This window comes from Allobosea sp. CRIB-10 (assembly GCF_900112185.1).
In the GTDB taxonomy this organism is placed as follows: Bacteria; Pseudomonadota; Alphaproteobacteria; order Rhizobiales; family Beijerinckiaceae; genus Allobosea.
Map to the genome: position 1 here is coordinate 126853 of NZ_FOKP01000004.1, position 17406 is coordinate 144258.

A 17406-nucleotide genomic window follows, 5' to 3' on the forward strand; every position below is an offset into this window, starting at 1 on the left:
CTATCTGGCCGCTGCAGGCCTGCTTGCCAACCGCGGAAACCGCCATTGCCGAGCTTATGGTCCATATCCACAGCAAGCCCCATATGATAAAGAAAATCGCGGAAAAGGAAGAAAGCCGTGGCGCTCAACATCAAGGACCCGGAGACCGAGAAGGTGGTGCGCCAGCTCGCGCGCCGGCGCGGGCTCAGCCTGACAGAGGCCGTGCGCATGGCCGTCAGGAGCGAGCTCGACAAGGACGAATTGTCCGAGGAGGAAAAGGCGCGGCGGGTGGCTGCTGCAAGACGTAAATTGGCAGCCCTTCACAAGAAGTACGACATCGTCCCGACCAATCACGTCATGACCAAGCAGGAAATGGACGAGGCCATCGGCTACGATGAGAACGGCTTCTGGTGAAACTCGTTGTCGATACCTCGGTGATCGTAGCCTGCCTGGTCGGCGAGCCGGAAGCAGGGCGCTTCGCTGACTTGGTCGAACTGGCCGACCAGCGCATCATATCGGCCGTCAATGCTCTGGAAGCGCGCCTGGTCATCGCGTTCTCCAAAGGCATGCGCGTAGAAGCTGTTGAAGACTTTCTATCGGACTACGATGTCGCAGTTATCCCCTTCGACGAGGATCTCTCCAATCTCGCCTTCGACGCCTATCGCCGCTACGGCAAGGGCCGCCATCCCGCCAAGCTGAACATGGGTGACTGCGCCGCTTACGCTCTCGCCAAGTCGCGCGGCTGGCCGCTGCTCTACAAGGGCGAGGATTTCACGCAGACCGATATCGAGCGGGCCTGATGCCGCCCGCGGTCGAGACGCGGCTGCTGCGCCAGTTCATCGCCGTCGCCGAGGAACTCAACTTCCACCGCGCCGCTGAGCGTCTGCATATGGCCCAGCCGCCGCTCAGCCAGGCGATCCGCAAGCTCGAGGATACGCTCGGCTTGTCTCTGTTCGAGCGCAGCAACCGCAGCGTCGCATTGACGCCCGCCGGCACGGCCTTCCTCGGCAGCGCCCGGCGCGTCCTCGCCCAGCTCGACGAGGGCATCAGAGAAGCGCAGGCCGTCGCCGCCGGACAAGCCGGCCGGCTTGCGATCAGCTTCGTCGGCACCGCCCATGACCTCTTGCCGGCGGCGCTGCGCCGTTTCCGCGCCGAATATCCCGGCATCGAGCTCGTCCTGCGCGAGGCGACGACGGGCGAGCAGCTCGCGGCGATCACCGCGGGCGAGGTCGATATCGGCCTGATGCGTCAACCCGGCATCATGATTGCCCAGCTCGCCAGCGAAATCCTGCTGCGCGAGCCGATCCTGGCCGCATTGCCGGACGACCACCCGCTCGCAGGACAGGAGACGGTCCCCCTCGCCGCCCTTGCCGACAGCGATTTCATCGGCACGCCGCGTCAGCTCGGCATCGGCTTCCATGACCAGATTATCGGGCTCTGCCGCCTCGCCGGCTTCTCGCCGCGCATCGTCCAGGAAGCCCGCCAGATGCAGACCGTCGCCAGCCTGGTCGCGAGCGGGCTCGGCGTCGCCCTGATCCCGGGTTCCTTGGCGCTGATGCCACGCGCCGGCGTCGCCTTCCGGCCGATCGCGATCGAGGCGCCACCTCAAATAACGCATCTCGAGCTGATCGCCGCCTGGGACGCGACGCGTCTTTCGCTGGCGCGAGACAACTTCCTCGCCGTACTCAGGCAGGCCTCCAGCGATACGCTGTCAGTATCAAACTAGAACGAACAATATATTTTACCGCGATCCGTGTGGCTGGCAGCTTCTCCTCGACAGCAACAGCGAGGGAGTCTTCGCCATGCAAGACCGCCTGCGACGATGGGGCCTGACCGCCGCGACCCTGACCGCGGCCGCCCTTTTCACCATCCCGACATCAGCAACGGAACGTGCGACCATGATCGAGCAACTGCGCATCTACGAAATCTTCGAGAGCAACAAGGACGCCTTCCACGCCCGCTTCCGCGACCACGCCGCCCGCATCATGAAGACCTACGGCTTCGACATCGCGGCGATGTGGGAGGCCAAGACCAAGGACCGCACCGAATTCGTCTATGTCCTGCGCTGGCCGGACGAGGCGACGATGCGCGAAAGCTGGGCCCGCTTCATGCAGGACGCGGAATGGTCGAGGATCAAGGACAGCAGCGCCGCCGAGCATGGCCGCATGGTCGGCGCGATCGAGGAGCGGGTGATGCAGCGCACCAGCTATTCGCCCTGAGCGGCCAATCCTCTACGGGCACTGCAGCGGATCGCCCGCCAGGGCCTTCGCCGCGCCTTCGGTCGGCAGCAGGATGGCGGCGTCGCCGGCCCGCAATTCGATCCGCTTCGCTTCGCGTAAGGCCGCTACAACTGGCTTCATCTGCGCGGCGCCGAAACCGCCGTCGGGCTTCCAGGTCAATTCAACCTCATCGATACCCGCCTGCGCCGTGACCGGCACGCGCGTCGCCTTGCCATCGGCCACGATCTCGATCGATGACGGCAGGGCGTCCTTGAGCTGCGTCTTGGGCAGGACGGCGATCAGATAGGGACCGCTCGCGATCGCCGGGTTGGCGCGGGCCGCTGCCGCATCCCCGCAATAGAAGGTGAGCCGCGTTCCATCGGCGCCGCTCACTCCGGCAAAGGAGGTGCCCATCTGGTAGCCGGTGCCCCAGCCTTCGGATTGAGCGAGCGCTGCCGGGCCTTGCAAGGCCAGCCCGAGCGCGAGGACAGCGATAGTAAGCTTCGGCATCGATCTCCTCCCTTGCTGAAAACGCTGCCGCTCACGCGGTCAGAGTAGACTTGCCATTGCATCTCGTTTTGTATATACAGAAGCAGCCAATGCTAACAGAGCATCAGACTCTGAAGCCAACCAGGGGCATCGAGCCGAGTTGGACTGACATCAGGAGCCGGTGGTTAACCGGCCGCGCGGAGCGTCTGAGACATCCGCGGCAGGCATTGGGGACAAAACCAAATGCTCGACTCGACTTTGTACCCCACTCAATTTGAGTGGGACGAAGCTAAGCGGATTTCTAACATTAGGAAGCATGGAATCGACTTCATCACTGCTACCCTCGCTTTCCAGGATAGAAGGAGCTTCGAGTATCGCTCCTCGATCGGTGAGCACGAGCAGAGATGTGTTCTAATTGGATGTGTGGAAGGCCGCATCATCGCAGTGATTTACACGGTACGAAATGAATCAATCCGTCTGATCTCTGCGAGAAAGGCCCGCCCGAAAGAGCGCGAAAAATGGGCACTGAGCGAATTGTCAAACTGATCGGCCAATCGCCCAGCGGAGAAGCGGTCATCGAGCATGAGGACGGCCGCCTCGAGCGCGTGAAGGATCGCACTGACTGGGCGCGTATCGATGCACTCACCGATGATGAGATCGAGCAGGCCGCACGTTCCGATCCTGATTGGGACGGGTTGCTCGATATCGATTGGTCGCAGGTCGAGATCACACGGCCCGCACGCAAGCAGCCGATCTCGATTCGGCTGGACGAGGATGTGCTGGATTTCTTCAAGCGCGGCGGCACCGGCTACCAGAAACGGATCAACGCCGTCCTGCGCTCGTATATGTCGGCCTCGAAGCAGCGCGCGAAGGCAAAGTCGCCCGCGCGCCGCCGTTCCGGCTGATCAGCCGCCCAGCAACTGCTTCACCATAGGGGAGACCTTGGCGAAGTCCATCTGGCCGGCGTAAGCCGCACGCAGCGCGCCGATCACCTTGCCCATGTCCTTGACGGCGGACGCGCCAACCTCGGCAATGACCTCCTCGATCGCCGCCTTGATCTCCTCGTCGCTCATCTGCTTGGGGAGGTAGGAGGAGATCACCGCGACCTCGGCCCGCTCGCCCTCGGCGAGCTCGGGGCGGCCATTGGCGTCGTAGATCGCGATCGATTCCTGGCGCTGCTTGATCATCTTCTGCAGCAAGGCGAGAATCTCGTCGGGCGTCGCCTCGCCCTTGCCCGCGCCGCGCGCCTCGATGTCCTTGTCCTTCAGCGCCGCCTGGATCAGGCGGATGGCGGCGACCTTGCCCTTCTCGCCGGCTTTCATCGCGGTCTTGAGGTCGGCGGTGAACTGCTCGCGCAGGCTGGACATGATGGTACGAACCTTCTTCATTCATTGACGGGGCACGGTCAGCCGATTAAGGCTCGCGCTCCAGACCGGCCGCGCCACTACGCGCGCAGCCTTCACGCTTGCCGCAGCTTCCAGCGGCCTGGACGAGACATAGACATGACCGCTCACGAAGGAAACCCCGCCTCTCAAGGCAGGCAAGACGGCTGGGCTGAGCCGCGCGCGACCGCGGTGCTGGTGCTCGCCGACGGCACGGTGCTCGAAGGCTTCGGCCTGGGAGCCATCGCCGAGGCGCCCGGCGAGGTCTGCTTCAACACGGCGATGACCGGCTATCAGGAGATCCTGACCGACCCGTCCTATGCCGGGCAGATCATCACCTTCACCTTCCCCCATATCGGCAATGTCGGCGTCAACGAAGAGGACACCGAGACGGTCAACGCCGCCGCCTCCTCCGGCGTGCGCGGCGTTGTGCTCCACGCCGAGGTGACCCAGCCCTCGAACTGGCGCGCCGCCAAGCATCTCGACGCCTGGCTGAAGGCCCGCAACATCGTCGGCATCTGCGGCGTCGACACGCGAGCGCTGACCGCCCTGATCCGTGAGAACGGCATGCCCAACGCCGTCATCGCCCATGACCCGGCCGGCAATTTCGACATCGAGCGCCTCAAGAAGGAGGCCGCCGCCCTGCCCGACATGGCCGGGCTCGACCTTGTCCCGCTCGTCGCCGCGACCCAGCGCTATGATTGGGACGAGACGCCCTGGCAGTGGCCGCGCGGCTACGGCAAGCGCGAAGCTGCGGCGCATCGCGTCGTCGCCATCGACTACGGCGTCAAGCGCAACATCCTGCGCCTGCTGGCCAAGGCCGGCTGCGAGGTCGAGGTCGTGCCTTCGACCGCATCGGCCAAGGACATCCTCGCGCTCAATCCCGACGGCGTCTTCCTGTCGAACGGCCCGGGCGACCCGGCCGCGACGGGCGAATACGCCGTGCCGGTGATCAGGGAACTGCTCGACCGCAAGATCCCGACCTTCGGCATCTGCCTCGGCCACCAGATGCTGGCGCTGGCCATCGGCGGCCAGACCATGAAGATGAAGCAGGGCCACCACGGCGCCAATCACCCGGTCCAGGACAAGACCACCGGCAAGGTCGAGATCGTCTCGATGAACCACGGCTTCGCCGTCGATCCGGCGACCCTGCCGGCCAACGCGACCGAGACCCATGTCTCGCTCTTCGACGGCAGCAATTGCGGCATCGCCCTGAACGACCGCCCGGCCTTCAGCGTCCAGCACCATCCGGAGGCTTCGCCCGGGCCGCAGGACAGCCACTATCTCTTCACCCGCTTCGTCGAGCTGATGGAAGCGGAGAAGGCCAAGAAGGCCGCCTGACCCGGCCATTGACAGCAAGGATGGCGCGCGCTTTATGCGCGCCATGACCTTCGCCTGCCTGCTCGCCCGCAACTATTACGCCCCGTCCTCATAGAGGCGGTGGCATTGACATGTCTCAACCGCCGCGCTGGCGGTTGAAATCAGGCAGTCACCCGGCATCGCGGCCCCTCCTCGAAGGACCCAGCGATGCTTACCCCGAACACCACCAATCCCTCCGTCGGCCTGATGGGCTTCGGCGCCTTCGGCCGCCTGATCGCCCGTCACCTCAAGCCGCATTGCCGACTGCTGGCGTTCGATCCGGCTCTGCCGGTCGATGCGGCCTCAGGCGGCATCATCGCCGCCCACCCGGCCGAGATCGCCGCCTGCGATATCGTCATCTTGGCCGTGCCGGTCTCAGCCCTTTCCGAGGCGATCACGACCTTGCGGCCGCATCTGAGTCGCGGCGCGATCGTCGTCGATGTCGGCTCGGTCAAGATCGGCCCGGCCATGACCATGCTCGCCGAGCTGCCCGAGGACGTCGAGATCGTCGGGACCCATCCGCTCTTCGGCCCGCAGAGCGGCCGCGACGGCATTGCCGGCCTCAAGATCGCGATCTGCCCGATCCGCGGCGCCAGCGCCTGGCGCATCGCCGCCTTCCTGCGCCGCGTGCTGCACCTGAAGGTCATCATGACGACGCCGGAGGCGCATGACCGCGAGGCGGCGCTGGTTCAGGGCCTGACCCATCTCATCGCCAAGATCCTGGTCCGCATGGAGCCGCTGCCGCGCCGCATGACCACGGCGAGCTTCGACCTCCTGATGCGCGCGACCGAAATGGTGCGCCATGACAGCCCCGGCGTCTTCATGGCGATCGAGCAGGCCAACCCGCATGCCAAGCCGGTGCGCGACCGCTTTTTCGCGCTGGCCGAGGAGATGCGGGCGCATCTGGATCGGGATGCCGCTCTGTCCTTCGACCAGCGAGACGCGGGAGCCCTCTCCTGGAAGGAGAGGGTTGGGTGAGGTGTTCGGACTGGAAACGTTGGCAGGAACCTGACCGCGCGGCCAAGCCGCACGGAGTTGGTCTGATCTCCCACACCTCACCCTGCCCTCTCCTTCCAAGAGAAGGTTCCCTGCGCCTTTCCCGAGCAAACAGCCGTTCAGGCCGCCTTCGCCTCCTGCCTGAGAAACCCCGCGAGCTTGCCGGCCGGCAACCCCGCCTCCGTCGCGATCCGTGTCGCCAGCGCCACCGCCGCCGGGCGCGGCTGGCCCATCGGCCGGTCGAGCCAATAGGAGACCGGGTTCAGCGCCGTGCGAATATCGGCCCTGACAATCCGCCCGGCATCGACCTGCGCCTGCGCCAGAGGCGGGCGCGACAGCGCGACGCCGAGCCCGGATGCGGCGGCGTCGAGCACGAGATTATAGTCCTCGAAACGCCGGTCCTGCTGGCGCGGCCGGAAATCCAGCCCCTGCGCATTGAACCAGGAGCGCCAGCCGGCGGCGTCCGAATCGTGGATCAGCGGCTGGTCGAGGAAGCGCTCGGGCCTGCCCTCGCCGATCGCACGCGCCAGTTCCGGCGAGGCGACGGGATAGCACCATTCCTCGAAGAGCTGCACCGAGACCCGGCCCGGCGCGCCGCCCCGGCCGCAGCGAATGGCGAGGTCGATCCCTTCCTCCTCGAGGTCGACCTTGCGATGATCGACCTGCAGCATGATCCGCACCGCGGGATCGCCACTCTCCAGACGCTGCCAGCGCGGCATCAGCCAGAGCGAGCAGACGGAAGGCGTCGCGCTGAAGCGCACCACCGCCGCCCCGCGCGGTTCGCTCCAGCGGTCGGAGGAATCGGCGAAGACCTGGAAGGCCTCCTGCGTGCGCTGGAACAGGCGCTGCCCCTCCGGCGTCAGCGCGACGCCACGCGCCTGGCGCTCGAAGACGCGCAGGCCGAGCCAATGCTCGAGCTTGGCGACCTGCCGCGAGACCGCGCCATGGGTGAGGTTCAGCGCCTCGGCTGCGGCCGAGAAACTGCCCGAGCGGGCGGCGGCCTCGAAGGCGCGCAACGTGTCCAAGGGCGGAAGTAGCGAGCTGTGATCCATGCTCACAGCTCGTCATTGAATTAGTCGTTTGTCAATCAGCTCGCCGAGGCGCTTATCGGAGACGAACCGTCATTCGCCCGAACGAGGCCCGTCATGACAACCGTCCCCTCCGCCGCGTCTTCCCGGCCCGGCTCCACGCTCGACGCCATGCTGCTCTTCACCATCCCCTTCACCGTGATCGCCTGGGCCTCCTCCTTCCCGGCGATCCGGGCCGGCCTTGCCGGCTTCGGCGCGCTCGAACTGGCGGCGCTGCGTTTTGCCATCGCCGGCCTCTTCGCGGCGCTCTTCCTGGTCGTGACGCGGCCGAAACTGCCCGAGCGCGCCGATGTCTGGCGCTTCCTCACCGGCGGCATCGTCTTCATCGCGCTTTATGCGATCTTCCTCAATCTCGGCCAGCGCGTCGTCCCGGCCGGCGCGGCGAGCTTCATCATCAACACCAACCCGATCATGACCGCGGCGCTCGCCATGCTGGTCCTGAATGAGCGCTTCAGCGCGCTCGCCTGGGCCGGTACGGCGCTCGCCTTCGCCGGCATCGGCGTGATCGCCCTCGGCAACGGGCTCGACCTCGATATCGGCGTCAGCGTTCTGCTGATCCTCGGCGCCGCCCTGTGCAACTCGGTCTCGACCGTGGTGCAGAAGCCGCTTTTCGCCCGCCACAAGCCGCTGACCGTCGCGGCCTGGAACATGGCGCTCGGCGGGCTTGCACTCACGCCCTTCCTGCCCGGCGCGCTGGAGCAGTTGCCGGCCGCCCCGGCGCAGGCGATCTGGTCGGTGGTCTGGCTAGCTCTGGTCTCCAGCGTCGTCGCCTACGGCACCTGGGCGATCACCCTGTCGCGCCTGCCTGCCGCCCGCGCCGCCAATTTCCAGTACTGCGTGCCCCCCGCTGCGATGCTGATCAGCTTCCTCTGGCTCGGCGAGGTCCCGACCATGCTCGGCCTGATCGGCGGCGCCATGGCTCTCGCCGGCGTGGTGCTCGTCAACCTGAAACGGTGAGTAATCACCCTTGTCGTCATGGTCGGGCTTGTCCCGACCATCCACGTCTTTGCCTCACTCGTCGCGTGCGATGTTCAAGACGTGGATGCTCGCCACAAGGGCGAGCATGACGGTGAGGGTCACTGCGCTGCCGGCCCCGCTTCACTGATCTGCTCTTCGATCCCCAGGATCAGCTTCCTGAGCAGCCCGGCCAGCGTCTCCCGCTCCCCCTCGTCGAGCGGCTCAAGGAACGCCAGCTCGCTCGCCATGTCCGTGCGAAAGGCCTGCTCGGCGAGTTCCGCTCCCGCCTCGGTCAGCGCCACCTGCACGCTGCGCCCGTCTTTCGGCGATTTCTCGCGCCGGATCAGCCCGGCCTTCTCCAGCCGGTCGAGCCGGTGGGTCAGCCCGCCCGAGGAGATCATCAACAGCGCGTACATCTCCGTCGGCGTCAGCCGATAGGGCGGGCCGGAGCGCTTCAGCGTCCCGATCACGTCGAACTCGCCGCGATCGAGCCCGAAGCTGGCGAAGGTCGCCTCGATGCTGGGCCGGACCAGGTTGCCGAGCCGGAAGGCGCGGCCGAGGATCGCCATCGGCTCGGTGTTCAGATCGGGCAGCTCGCGCGCCCATTGCCGGCGTAGCCGATCCACATGGTCCTCCATCGCGCGATCCAGATGCTGCGATTCGTCTGCCATTTCAGCGCCTTGGCTGTTGGATGCCCGGCAAGAAGACATACACGGCGCATCGACCCTCGCCAAGATATCTTGACACAAAGGTATTTATCTTGACGAGAAGATATCTCTCCGCTAGATATCTCCCCACGAAGATAAATCGCCCACGACCAGCCAGGGAGGCAGTCATGTTCAACGTCCCTCGGTCCGACGATCAGCAGCGCGGCGCCAATCGCACGGTGCGTTTCGAGGGAGAGAAGCTCGGCGGCCCGGTCTCGTTCTTCATCGTCGACGCCGAGCCCGGTCAGGGCTCGATGCTGCACGTCCATCCCTATTCGGAGACCTGGATCGTCCGGAAGGGCGAGGCCGAGTTCACCGTCGGGGGGCAGACCACCCGCGGCTACCCTGGCGACATCGTCGTCGCCGCTGCGGACATTCCGCATCGCTTCGAGAATGTCGGCGAAGGCCGGCTCGAGCTGATCTGCGTCCACCCGAACGGGCGGATCCTGCAGCATAACCTCTGAAATCCTCGGCAACCAGCAAGGAAGACCACCATGCCCAAGATGCTCTTCGTCAACCTGCCTGTCGCCGATCTTTCCGCCGCGACCCGCGTCTATGAGGCGATCGGCTGCAAGCAAAACCCGGATTTCAGCGACCACCAGGCTTCGAGCATGGTCTGGTCGGAAGCGATCACCTTCCATCTGCTGACCCGCGACTATTTCGCGACTTTCATCAGCAAGCCCGTCGCCGACGCCCATGCCGGGGCGCAGGTGCTGCTGGCGCTCACCTTGGAGAGCCGCGCCGAGGTCGACGCCATGGTCGCAGCCGCAGCGGCCGCCGGCGGCAAGGCTGATCCACGCCCGGCGACAGATCTGGGCTGGCTCTACAACCGTGCCTTCGAGGACGCCGACGGCCACACCTTCGAAGCCGTCTTCGCCGATATGGCGGCGATGCCGGCGGGGTGAAGTGGGGCGGCCACGAGAACCCTCTCCTCCTCCGTCATGGTCGGGCTTGTCCCGACCATCCACGTCTTCGCTTCCTTGATCGAATGCCGCGTTCAAGGCGTGGATGCTCGCCACAAGGGCGAGCATGACGGTCGGGCCAGCGGGGACAATTCCCCAATCAATCCCCGCCCCCGAAACCTGGCGTATGCTTGTCCCCGTCCCGCCCGAACCGAGGGGGCTTCGCGAGGCATCATGAGGCCGGGCGGGAGAGCGGTGTTTCGTGGCGACAGGGCCTTGCGAGCCTGAAGGAGCCCAGCTCCGCAAAGGTGCGACCCACTTTTGCGATCCGGGCCGGCTCCTTCCACCACGGAGGGGTTTTCGTCGATGGGAGAGGCCCTCCCAGTCCTGCCGGACGTAACCAGACGGCGAGAACAGCTGAAGAGAACCGCGCGCGGGGTTCGGGCAGTGGCCAGTGGCGCTGCTTCGACACATCGACATCGACATTCGGCACGCAGCCGTCGACTGCGACGCCGCCTGAACCCCGCGCCTCCCTCGGATGGCGTTCCCTGCAAACCCTCGCGGTGGAAGCCGGCGAGACGCTTTCTCTCGTCGGTCGGTCTCAGGCCTCCGCGAACAGCCGCCGCTGCAGTTCGTCCCAGAGCTCCGGCGTTTGCGCCGCCAGGATGCCGAAGCCCGGCTCGGCCGGTCTGTAGGGGCGCCCGTCGAAACGCGCGGCCCGGCCGCCGGCGCTCTTCGAGGAAGAGCGTGCCCGGTGCGTGGTCCCAGGGCAGGCCGCGCCAGAACATCACGAAATGCTGCTCGCCGCGCACGATAGCCGGGTATTCCTCGCCGGCGCAAAACATCCCCGGCAGGATAGCGGCGAGGTCCCGGCTATTGGCCTTGACCCGCGCCGTGATCTCGGCAGGCAAGAAGCGGGTTAGCACCCCGCCGCGCAGCCCGGACCACTGCGGCGATTGCCCGACCCTGACGCGCTCGCCATCGACCCAGGCGCCGGAGCCGCGCTCGGCGACGTGGAGCGTGCCGGCCGCCGGGCTCAGCATCCAGGACGCCACCGTCTCGCCCTCGCGCAGCAGTGCCACCATCATCGAAAAACATGGGCTGCCCTTGACGAAATTGGACGTGCCGTCGACGGGATCGACGACGAAGACCGTGCCCTCGCCGAGCCCCTGCAGCAGCTCCGGCCGGGCCGAGACCGCCTCCTCGCCGATCACCCGCGAGCCGGGCAGCAGTTCAGGCAAGCGGAGACCGAGCAGCCGCTCGGCCTCTTCGTCGGCGATCGTGACCTCCTCGCCCGGCGATTTCACCCGGACCTCGGCCTCCGCCAGCTTCCGAAAGCGCGGCATCACCACCTCGGCCGCGACCTCGCGAAGCAGGATCGAGACCTGCTCGATCAGCTCCTGTCCGGCCATCGTCAGAAGCCCCGCTTTTCCAGTTCGGCTTCAGCCTGCGTGATGTAGTCCCGGATCACCGGCACGGCGCTCTTGTGCGGGCCGAGCAGCAGCTGGAAGACCATATCGCCGCCGATGTCGAAGGAGATCGAGCAGGCGCTGAGGTAGAACTCCCACATCCGCGCGAAACGCTCGCCCAGCATCGTCACAACCTCCGGCCGATGCGCCATGAAGCGCTCGCGCCAGGCTTCCAGCGTCCAGTGATAGTGCCGGCGCCAGAACTCGCAGTCGGAATGCCAGAGCCCGGTCTGCTCGACCGCGGCGAAGACCTCCGACAGCGCCGGCGCATAGCCGCCGGGGAAGATGTACTTGTCGAAGAACGGGCCGGTGAAGCCGGGCGGGCCGACACGGCCGATGCAGTGGACGAGCGCGATCCCGTCGGGCGTCAGCAGGTCGCGAATCTTCCCGAAATACTCAAGGTAATGCGCGACGCCGACATGCTCCATCATCCCGACTGAGACGATCCGGTCGAACGTCCCGGTCAGCTCGCGATAATCCTTGTTGATGAAGCTGACGGCATCGCCGACCCCGGCGGCCTCGGCACGCTTCTGGGCGGCCGCCATCTGGTCGGGCGAGACGTTGAGGCCGGTCACCTTCGCGCCGCAGGCTTTGGCGAGATAGATCGAGAGCTCGCCCCAGCCCGAGCCGATATCGAGCACGCGCATGCCGGGCTCGATCTTCAGCTTGGCGGCAAGGTGGCGGAGCTTGGCCTTCTGCGCGTTCTCAAGGCCGACCTCTGGGCTGTGCCAATAGGCACAGGAATAGGTCATCGTCTCGTCGAGCCAGAGCCGATAGAACTCGGTCGGGATGTCGTAGTGATGCTTCACCTTATTGCCGGCGACACCGAGCGGGTTGTGCATCCGCCAGCGCCGGATCTTGAAGCGGATCTTGCGGATCGCCGCCTGCAGTGGGTGCTTGCGCAATTCGCTGCGCTGGATCCAGAACAGGGTCAGGAGGTCGTGGATGGTCGAGCCGTCCTCGAACTCGATGCGCTCATCCATATAGCCTTCGGCCAGCGCCAGTTCCGGGTTGAGGAAGAGCTCGCGCTCGATCCTGGTGTCCTTGAAGCGCACCGTCACCTCGCCGGCGACGACGGGCTTGCCGGCGAAGACGAACTCGGTCCGGCCCGGCCCGAAGACGTGCCGCTGTCCGTCCGGCGCGATCACGGTCAGGCGACCCTTGCGGATCGAGCGCTTCAGCAGTTTCGGCAACAGCAGCATGGTCGGGCAGGCTCCGGTCGGTCGCGCGCAAGCTATTGGTTCGTTCGAGGCAGCACAAACCCTGCGTGCAATCAACCTGACTCCATCGTCAGCACAGCCATGCTAGGGGGTGGCGCCAAGGCGCCCCGGCGCCACCCTCGAAACGGAAGCCCGATGTCCTGGCGTGATTTCTGGAATGGCGAGCATGCGATCTACGTCTCGAATCGCCACAAGACCCTGCACTATCGCCGCATCGCGCAGGACATTGCTGCCGCGGTCCCGTCGAAAAATGCCGTCGTGCTCGATGTCGGCTGCGGCGAAGCGTTCCTGGCCGATCTCGTCGCCGGCGTCAGCGGCCAGCTGATCCTCTGCGAGGCGGCACCGGCCGTCCGCGACAGGCTGGAGGCTCGCTTTGGCGAGCTCGCCAATCTCTCGGTGGTGTCTCCCGAGGAGGTCGAGGTTCTGCCGGGCGATTCGCTCGACCTCGTCGTCGCCAACTCGCTGATCCAGTATCTCAGCGAGGACGAGCTGAAGCAGGCGCTGGCGACCTGGCGCGCCAAGCTGAAGCCCGGCGGCGAGCTCATCGTCGCCGACGTCATCCCGCCCGACCTCTCGCCCCTGACCGACGCGACGGAACTGCTCGGCTTCGCCTGGCGCGGCGGCTTCTTCATCGCGGCGCTCGGCGGATTGGTGCGCACCGTCTTCTCGGATTACCGCAAGCTGCGCGCGCAGTACGGTCTCTCGACTTATAGTGCCGCCGGCATCACCACGCTGATCGAGACGGCCGGCTTCAAGAACGTCGCGCGCCGCACGAATTTCGGCCATAACCCGCATCGCATGGCCTTCTCGGCCCGCAAACCGACCACATCGGTGCAAAGACCGCTCGCGCTGGAGGTTGCCACGACATGACCGCGCTCGCGCTCGCGCTCACCGTCGTCACGCTGGCCCTGGCCGGCGCCATGGCAGGCTTCTTCTATGCCTATTCGATGTCGGTGATGTGGGCGCTCGACGCGGTCGATCCGAAGGCCGCGATCGCGTCGATGCAGAGCATCAACATCGTCGTGCGCAACGCGATCTTCTTCCCGGCCTTCTTCGGCACGCCGGTGGTCGCGCTGCTGGCGGCCGGGCTCTGGTGGAAGGAGGGGATCGGGCAGGTCGCCCTGCTGCTGGCGCTCGCCGCCATCGTCTATCTGGCGGGAACCTTCCTTGTCACCCTCGTCGCCAACGTGCCGATGAACGAGGCGCTCGCCATCGCCACGATTCCTGCCGATGCCGAGCAGGCGCGGACGCTCTGGCAGACCTATTCCCGCCCGTGGACGCTGTGGAACCATGTCCGGACGCTGGCGAGCCTCGTCAGCCTCCTGCTGGTCGGCTGGGCGCTCTACGCCGCCGGGCAAATGCCCTCGGCCCGAATCTGATCAGGCTTCTTCGCGCTCGGCGAAGGAGAAGAATTTGTGCCCGGCGAAGGTGAAGACCATCACGATCAGCGTGGTGACCACCTGCATCGGCAGATAGGGCAAACCGGCGACCTTGACGAAGAGGTGCATCAGCATGCCGGTGACCAGGAAGCCGACGAAAGCGATCAGGCCGAAGCGCCAGCTCGCCTCGCCATGCGTGCGCGTCGCCACGAAGGTGAGCCAGCGGTTCAGCACATAGGAGACGACGCCGCCGAGTACGAAACCGGCGAGCGACGCCAGGACGGGATCGACCCCGCCGAGCTCGACCAGGCCGATCAGCAAACTGTAATGCGCGCCCGCCGCCACCCCGCCCGAAAAGGCATAGGCGACGAGTTGCCTAGCGCGGCGGGGAAGATGGTTCAGCATCCGGAGCAGGATACACCCGGATACTGAACGGAACCCTACGGCCGATCAGCCCGCATCGCTGCCGGCGAGATTGGCCGGCATGCCCTCGACAGGCAGGTCGAGCGCCTGCTTCAGCGTCTCGAGATTGTATTCGCGGATGCGGCCATTCGTGGGGTCGCTGACATAGGCGCTGCCTCCAATCACCGCGAGCGACGGGGTCGGCGTCTTCGCGCCGTACTGACAGTCGAAGGCGGGCACGGCGTCGAAGCTGGCGATCTCTTTCCAGGCTGCGACATCGTAGACCCGCAGCTTGCCGTCCGGCGTCAGATTGGCGAGCCGCCTGCCATTGGCGGAGAGCTCGAACTGGCAGGCCGACTGGCCGCCCGGCACCGGCAGGACATCGGCCGCGGTCAGCGACTTTGCGGTCGGGTCGACCCTGAGCAGCCCGTCATAGGGTGAGGTCTTGCCGTAATTGGCGACCATGAACTTCGCGCCGGCTTTGGCCTTGATCGTGCTCAGCCGGCGCCCGTCGGGATAGGCGAGCTTGTGCGCGCTGAACTTCGCCCCGGCCTGCGACAGCACCAGCATGCCGCCGCCCTCCCCTTCGGCGCAGCCGAAGACATGGCGGCCATCGGCCGCGGCATGGCCGTGATAGAGCTTGCAGGAGGCGTCGGGCTTGGCCGGGTCGTTGAAACTGGCGAGCTTGGCCCAATCGCCCTTGGTCCGGTCGAGGATCTCGAAGCCGTTGGGCCGCGACGAGGCGCTCTTGTCCTCGCCCTTCACATAGACCGGGTTCGGCACCGACATCAGCCAGCGCCCCTCGCCGAGCGGCACGACGATGCCGTGCTGCGGCCCCGGGCTCGGCCATTCCGTCAGCGCCGGCTTGTCCTTGGAAAGATCGTTGATCGCGACCAGCACCGCCTTCGCCGTGCTCTGCCCGTCCCAGGGGCGGATGCCGTCATAGAACAGTGCGAGCTGGCCATGGCCGGAGATGACATGGGCCGGCTTCTGGCCGGTCAACGTCAGGTCGAGGAGCTTCACCGGCCCCTTCTCGATGTCGTTGTGGTCGCCATGCGACTCGATCGTCAGGCCGGTGTCGAGGAAGCGGATCGTGCCGGCATCGTCGCCGGTCTTGATCACCACGAAGCGGCCGCCCTGCGCCGTGGCGAAGCCGGGATTGGCCTTGGGCAGGTCGAAGCTGTGGGTGACCTCGCCGCTATCGAGATCGAGCACCCGCACGACCGGCTTCTCGTGGTCGGCGAAGACCAGACGGCCGCGCAGCACGGCATGGTCATGGGCGAGGGCCGGCAGGCTCGACAGCAAGGCGGAGATGGCGAGCGTGGACAACAAGGAAAGCGGACGCATGGTAGTCTCCAGGGCAGGCGGTAAGGGATGAAGGCTCAAGCAGCCGTCGCCCGGCGCCAGGCCGGGAACGGATCGGGCAGGTCGCGGTAGCGCTCGGGCTTGAAGGCGATGGTCGGCGTCTCGCCGAGCAGGCAGGCATCAAGGGCGGCGGTGATGGCGCCTTCGTCCATGTTCGCCCCGATGAAGACCAGCTCCTGCCGGCGGTCGCCCCAGACCGAATGCCAATGCCGGTTCAGGATGGCCTTCCAGTCCGGATGATCGGGCCAGCGCGGGCGCGGCACCGCCGCCCACCAGAAGCCCATCGCCTCGGTCCGGCAGATCGCGCCGGCAAGCGACATCTCGCCGACCCAGTCCGGCCGCGTCGCCAGCCAGAAATGGCCCTTGGCCCGGATCAGCCCCGGCCAGGTCCGGGAGAGGAAGGCGTTGAATTTTTCCGGGTGGAAGGGCCGGCGCGCCCGGTAGACGAAGGAGGAGATGCCGTATTCCTCGGTCTCCGGCACATGATCCTTGAAGCCGTAGAGCTCCTTGTGCCAGAGCGGATGCTCCTGCGCCTTCTCATGGTCGAACAGGCCGGTATCGAGGATCTGGGTAAGCGGCACCCGGCCGAAATCGGCCTCGATCAAGCGCGCATCCGGATTGAGCGCGCGAATGACCAGCTTCGCCTGCGCCACCGCCTCCGGCCCGGCGTCAGCGACCTTGTTGAGCACGACGACATCGGCGAACTCGATCTGCTCGACCAGGAGATCGACCAGCGTGCGCTCGTCGCCTTCTCCGGCTGTCTCGCCGCGCTCGCGCAGGAAATCGCGCGAACCGTAGTCCTTGAGCAGGTTCACCGCATCGACCACCGTCACCATGGTGTCGAGTCGAGCGAGATCGGAGAGCGAGAAGCCGTCCTCGTCGCGGAATTCGAAGGTCGCGGCGATCGGCAGCGGCTCGGCAATGCCGGTGCCCTCGATCAGCAGATAGTCGAAGCGGCCATCGCGGGCGAGCCGGCCGACCTCGGCCAGGAGATCGTCGCGCAAGGTGCAGCAGATGCAGCCATTGCTCATCTCGACCAGCTTCTCGTCGGTGCGCGAGAGATCGCCGCCACCGGCCCGCACGAGGTCGGCGTCGATGTTGACCTCGCTCATATCGTTGACGATGACCGCGACCTTGCGGCCCTCGCGGTTGTTGAGGACGTGGTTGAGCAGCGTCGTCTTGCCGGCGCCGAGAAAGCCGGACAACACGGTGACGGGAAGGCGGCCATCCATCTCGGATCTCATATTTGTTACGTTGTAACATTTCATAGCGAGAGCAGATTGCGGACGCAAGGCTGCGATTGAGCGTCAATATTCGATCGTGCTGCCATCCCGGACAGAGCGAAGCGGAGATCCGGGATCGATTCCGGAACCTCTTTCGGAAAAGCTCCGGAATGGGTCCCGGTTTCCCTGCGGTCGCCCGGGATGACTCGCGCGCTTTTTTGGCGTGTAGCGGTCCTGCGCTGATGAGCGCTTCAGAAGTCACCGAACCTC

The 17406-nt window shown here is 66.0% G+C and carries 22 protein-coding genes; 13 read left to right on the forward strand and 9 right to left on the reverse strand.

All coding sequences use genetic code 11. The features are described 5' to 3' along the window. Positions 1-117 precede the first annotated feature (117 nt). From BMZ69_RS07580 to BMZ69_RS07595, 4 genes are all read left to right on the forward strand, one after another. On the forward strand, positions 118-393 hold the full coding sequence (locus BMZ69_RS07580) for a type II toxin-antitoxin system VapB family antitoxin (protein WP_092155969.1): 276 nt from the start codon (positions 118-120) through the stop codon (positions 391-393). After that, positions 390-779 carry a type II toxin-antitoxin system VapC family toxin gene (locus BMZ69_RS07585; RefSeq protein ID WP_092155970.1) on the forward strand — a complete coding sequence of 130 codons (390 nt, stop codon included), beginning with the start codon at positions 390-392 and terminating at the stop codon, positions 777-779. The genes BMZ69_RS07580 and BMZ69_RS07585 overlap by 4 nt, the downstream gene beginning before the upstream one ends. Beyond that, positions 779-1705: a LysR substrate-binding domain-containing protein gene (locus BMZ69_RS07590; protein ID WP_092155971.1), complete on the forward strand. Its 927-nt coding sequence runs from the start codon at positions 779-781 to the stop codon at positions 1703-1705. Before BMZ69_RS07585 ends, BMZ69_RS07590 begins: the two co-directional genes overlap by 1 nt. Before the next feature lie 76 nt (positions 1706-1781). Beyond that, positions 1782-2198 (forward strand): NIPSNAP family protein, encoded by a 417-nt coding sequence (locus BMZ69_RS07595; RefSeq protein WP_244543257.1) that lies wholly within the window; start codon positions 1782-1784, stop codon positions 2196-2198. Positions 2199-2210: 12 nt separating this feature from the next. Here the strand turns inward: BMZ69_RS07595 and BMZ69_RS07600 are convergent, their stop codons facing one another. Then, a complete protein-coding gene (locus BMZ69_RS07600; protein WP_092155972.1) occupies positions 2211-2708 on the reverse strand; it encodes a hypothetical protein in 498 nt (165 codons plus the stop codon). A gap of 222 nt (positions 2709-2930) precedes the next feature. On the opposite strand from BMZ69_RS07600, the gene BMZ69_RS07605 reads away from it, so the two are divergent. Further along, complete coding sequence (locus BMZ69_RS07605; RefSeq protein WP_092155973.1) at positions 2931-3233, forward strand: BrnT family toxin; 303 nt, start codon at positions 2931-2933, stop codon at positions 3231-3233. Beyond that, the gene (locus BMZ69_RS07610; protein WP_092155974.1) at positions 3206-3592 is read left to right on the forward strand and encodes a BrnA antitoxin family protein; all 387 of its coding nucleotides are present in this window, start codon (positions 3206-3208) and stop codon (positions 3590-3592) included. The genes BMZ69_RS07605 and BMZ69_RS07610 overlap by 28 nt, the downstream gene beginning before the upstream one ends. Here the strand turns inward: BMZ69_RS07610 and BMZ69_RS07615 are convergent, their stop codons facing one another. Continuing rightward, positions 3593-4054, reverse strand: a complete 462-nt coding sequence (locus BMZ69_RS07615) for a GatB/YqeY domain-containing protein (RefSeq protein WP_092156141.1) — start codon at positions 4052-4054, stop codon at positions 3593-3595. 135 nt (positions 4055-4189) lie between these two features. On the opposite strand from BMZ69_RS07615, the gene carA reads away from it, so the two are divergent. After that, entirely contained in the window at positions 4190-5410 is a 1221-nt protein-coding gene (gene carA, locus BMZ69_RS07620) for a glutamine-hydrolyzing carbamoyl-phosphate synthase small subunit (RefSeq protein ID WP_092155975.1), read from the forward strand. 186 nt (positions 5411-5596) lie between these two features. Beyond that, positions 5597-6406 carry a prephenate dehydrogenase gene (locus BMZ69_RS07625; protein ID WP_092155976.1) on the forward strand — a complete coding sequence of 270 codons (810 nt, stop codon included), beginning with the start codon at positions 5597-5599 and terminating at the stop codon, positions 6404-6406. Positions 6407-6543: 137 nt separating this feature from the next. Here BMZ69_RS07625 and BMZ69_RS07630 read toward each other — a convergent pair whose 3' ends face one another. Next, positions 6544-7476 (reverse strand): LysR substrate-binding domain-containing protein, encoded by a 933-nt coding sequence (locus BMZ69_RS07630; RefSeq protein ID WP_092155977.1) that lies wholly within the window; start codon positions 7474-7476, stop codon positions 6544-6546. A 93-nt stretch (positions 7477-7569) separates the two neighbouring features. Here BMZ69_RS07630 and BMZ69_RS07635 point away from each other — a divergent pair, with 93 nt between their 5' ends. Continuing rightward, positions 7570-8469, forward strand: a complete 900-nt coding sequence (locus BMZ69_RS07635) for a DMT family transporter (RefSeq protein WP_244543258.1) — start codon at positions 7570-7572, stop codon at positions 8467-8469. Positions 8470-8588: 119 nt separating this feature from the next. Here the strand turns inward: BMZ69_RS07635 and BMZ69_RS07640 are convergent, their stop codons facing one another. Further along, positions 8589-9140, reverse strand: a complete 552-nt coding sequence (locus BMZ69_RS07640) for a MarR family winged helix-turn-helix transcriptional regulator (RefSeq protein WP_092155978.1) — start codon at positions 9138-9140, stop codon at positions 8589-8591. Positions 9141-9304: 164 nt separating this feature from the next. Between BMZ69_RS07640 and BMZ69_RS07645 the strand changes: the two genes are divergently transcribed. Beyond that, positions 9305-9640 carry a cupin domain-containing protein gene (locus BMZ69_RS07645; RefSeq protein WP_092155979.1) on the forward strand — a complete coding sequence of 112 codons (336 nt, stop codon included), beginning with the start codon at positions 9305-9307 and terminating at the stop codon, positions 9638-9640. Between the two features lie 30 nt (positions 9641-9670). Then, positions 9671-10081, forward strand: a complete 411-nt coding sequence (locus tag BMZ69_RS07650) for a VOC family protein (protein ID WP_092155980.1) — start codon at positions 9671-9673, stop codon at positions 10079-10081. A gap of 92 nt (positions 10082-10173) precedes the next feature. Here the strand turns inward: BMZ69_RS07650 and BMZ69_RS32075 are convergent, their stop codons facing one another. Both BMZ69_RS32075 and BMZ69_RS07660 read right to left on the reverse strand, forming a co-directional pair. Next, positions 10174-11490, reverse strand: coding sequence for an inositol monophosphatase family protein (locus BMZ69_RS32075; protein WP_244543259.1), 1317 nt, complete (start codon positions 11488-11490; stop codon positions 10174-10176). Between the two features lie 2 nt (positions 11491-11492). Then, a complete protein-coding gene (locus tag BMZ69_RS07660) occupies positions 11493-12749 on the reverse strand; it encodes an SAM-dependent methyltransferase (protein WP_092155981.1) in 1257 nt (418 codons plus the stop codon). Positions 12750-12902: 153 nt separating this feature from the next. Here BMZ69_RS07660 and BMZ69_RS07665 point away from each other — a divergent pair, with 153 nt between their 5' ends. Both BMZ69_RS07665 and BMZ69_RS07670 read left to right on the forward strand, forming a co-directional pair. Beyond that, positions 12903-13637: a class I SAM-dependent methyltransferase gene (locus BMZ69_RS07665; protein WP_092155982.1), complete on the forward strand. Its 735-nt coding sequence runs from the start codon at positions 12903-12905 to the stop codon at positions 13635-13637. Continuing rightward, positions 13634-14146, forward strand: a complete 513-nt coding sequence (locus tag BMZ69_RS07670; protein WP_092155983.1) for an anthrone oxygenase family protein — start codon at positions 13634-13636, stop codon at positions 14144-14146. The genes BMZ69_RS07665 and BMZ69_RS07670 overlap by 4 nt, the downstream gene beginning before the upstream one ends. Here the strand turns inward: BMZ69_RS07670 and BMZ69_RS07675 are convergent, their stop codons facing one another. The 3 genes from BMZ69_RS07675 to zigA are packed head-to-tail and all read right to left on the reverse strand — an operon-like array spanning position 14147 to position 17145. Further along, positions 14147-14551 carry a GtrA family protein gene (locus tag BMZ69_RS07675; RefSeq protein WP_092155984.1) on the reverse strand — a complete coding sequence of 135 codons (405 nt, stop codon included), beginning with the start codon at positions 14549-14551 and terminating at the stop codon, positions 14147-14149. It abuts the gene before it with no gap. A gap of 45 nt (positions 14552-14596) precedes the next feature. After that, on the reverse strand, positions 14597-15895 hold the full coding sequence (locus BMZ69_RS07680) for a YncE family protein (RefSeq protein ID WP_092155985.1): 1299 nt from the start codon (positions 15893-15895) through the stop codon (positions 14597-14599). Between the two features lie 35 nt (positions 15896-15930). After that, positions 15931-17145 (reverse strand): zinc metallochaperone GTPase ZigA, encoded by a 1215-nt coding sequence (gene zigA, locus BMZ69_RS07685; RefSeq protein ID WP_244543260.1) that lies wholly within the window; start codon positions 17143-17145, stop codon positions 15931-15933. Positions 17146-17406: the final 261 nt, after the last annotated feature.